Raw genomic sequence first — 1,978 nt, 5'->3', positions numbered from 1 at the left:
GCGAGACTGCGAAAACGAACTGTCAAAACTAAAATAGAGTAAAACGCTTGCATCTATCATTTTGGTGCAAGCGTAATTCATGAGTAACGTAGCAATATTTTGCGCTTACCATATAAGGACAGCTAGGTGTGATTTAATGACCTCTTTTGAAAAATTTTTTAAATTTTTTCGGGTATGAAAAAAGCCCGCACAAAACATATAGTCTGTACGAGCCTTTAAAGCTAAAACATAGTAATATTGTATCATTAAGAATCACAAATCACAAGTGATTTGTGATTAATCACTTGTGATTTGTGATAAGTGATTTGTGATTAATATATAAAAGCCCTCTTTAAAGGGCTTTTATGTTTATTTTGAAAAAGAGATAAAATCAATATATCCCTTTTCCCCAATTTTTACAACGGCATTGTAGGGCTTTTTCTCTTTGTTTTTGATTCCTTTTACCAGGGTTTCTTTTCCCTCCAGTAATTCTTTTACATTCGTTTTGGTTAGTTTTTTCTTTCTAAAATGTTCAGCTAAAGTAAACTTACATTCAGGATAATTTGAACAACCATAAAACGATTTTTTTAATACAATATTGTTGCCACACTTAGGACATTTTCCTACAAGGGGTCCCGAGCGCTTAGTGGGAATTTGTACCCCTTATCGATACAAATTCCCCGTAGGCGCTAGGGACCTCTTTAGCTTCTTGGAAGCTGTCAGTAGTATATCTAATAATTTATCTCCATTCCCTTTAGTAACGTGTAACTTTCCAAATTTAAAAAAGCGACTCATAGAATTATTTCCTCCCGTTAAATAATAGATAACTATTAAAAATAGACAATACTTGCTCATAAGTAATGGTACTTAAATTGTTTACTTTGGCGTGTTTCATTGCTTGATGAAACTGATCTTTAGTAAACAGTTGACGATATTCTCGATTGACCCATTTTGAAACAAAGTACGTATATAGCTTCCAATATTTATCTGGAACATCTGTGGTATGGCGGGTAAGTTTTATTAAGACACTGTTTACTTTTGGTTTAGGATGAAAGCATTCCGCTGGCAGCTTAAGCAATTGCTGAATCGAGACTTGAGTGTGCAAGAGCAACCCTAGTGTTCGGTGAATATCCAAGGTACGCTTGTAGAATCCTTCTTCAACAATCAGATAGATGTCAGACGCACGGCTTTCAAAAACCACTTTTTTAATAATTTGTGTGCTTAAATGGTAAGGAATATTCCCAACAATTTTATACCTCTGTTTGTTAGGGAATTGAAACTGTAGAATATCTTGGTGAATTAAAGTGACACGAGTATTCAGTTTTAATTTTTCTGACGATAAGTTGAATAGATGACTGTCTAATTCAATAGACGTTACCTGTTTACTTATTTTAGCCAGTTTCGTCGTTAAATGCCCTTTACCTGTTCCAATTTCGTAAACGGTATCGGTTTCTTTTAAATTCAATTGTTTTATTATTTGGTTGAGTACTTTTTCACTCGTTAAAAAGTTTTGAGAATATTTTATATTTTTGTTCATGTAATCACTCCTGAAGTGATTACATCTGTAAATAAATACAGAAGTTAAACGATTTGTTTGTAATTTTAGTTATCTGTTTAAAAAGTCATAAGATTAGTCACTGGTAGGAATTAATCTAACGTATTTATTTATCTGCGTAATCACTGTTTTTAGTCTGTTTCAAAACAGTAGATGTTTTATCTACATTACGCATTTGGAATACCAACATGACGAATCCCTCCTTCTTAATTACAAATTTTTAGCATCTAATTTAACTTCAATTCCTATTATACAAAATTTTAAGATAACAGTCAAGAACATATCTGCACAAGTTGTAGATATACCATAAATGCTGATAATCAACATGATTACGCTTACCATCAAATAAGTAAGTGTTTCTTGCTTATTAAAATTATCCATAGTACAACGTGAATTCCAGAGAAAAAGAGAAATCGCACCAAGAATAATACTTAAAAACAAAAA

At 32.2% G+C, this 1,978-nt stretch carries 4 protein-coding genes; all 4 read right to left on the bottom strand.

Features of this window, described 5'->3' with window-relative positions; all coding sequences use genetic code 11:
- Window positions 1-348 precede the first annotated feature (348 nt).
- Window positions 349-633 carry a topoisomerase C-terminal repeat-containing protein gene (locus DXA55_RS16790; protein ID WP_002326770.1) on the bottom strand — a complete coding sequence of 95 codons (285 nt, stop codon included), beginning with the start codon at window positions 631-633 and terminating at the stop codon, window positions 349-351.
- A gap of 145 nt (window positions 634-778) precedes the next feature.
- The gene (gene erm(B) / locus DXA55_RS16780) at window positions 779-1,516 is read right to left on the bottom strand and encodes a 23S rRNA (adenine(2058)-N(6))-methyltransferase Erm(B) (RefSeq protein ID WP_117814657.1); all 738 of its coding nucleotides are present in this window, start codon (window positions 1,514-1,516) and stop codon (window positions 779-781) included.
- 124 nt (window positions 1,517-1,640) lie between these two features.
- Complete coding sequence (locus DXA55_RS16775) at window positions 1,641-1,724, bottom strand: 23S rRNA methyltransferase attenuation leader peptide (RefSeq protein ID WP_001814874.1); 84 nt, start codon at window positions 1,722-1,724, stop codon at window positions 1,641-1,643.
- A gap of 20 nt (window positions 1,725-1,744) precedes the next feature.
- On the bottom strand, window positions 1,745-1,978 hold a 234-nt coding region (locus tag DXA55_RS17420), incomplete at its 5' end, for a hypothetical protein (RefSeq protein ID WP_242998659.1).

This window comes from Blautia sp. OF03-13, from assembly GCF_003460685.1.
Classification (GTDB): Bacteria; Bacillota; Clostridia; order Lachnospirales; family Lachnospiraceae; genus Fusicatenibacter; species Fusicatenibacter saccharivorans.
This window is presented reverse-complemented; position numbering and strand designations above follow the sequence as displayed.

Bases quoted from the DNA above. Each gene is read 5' to 3' on its own strand.
- DXA55_RS16775 (WP_001814874.1), bottom strand. From the start codon at position 1,724: ATGTTGGTATTCCAAATGCGTAATGTAGATAAAACATCTACTGTTTTG.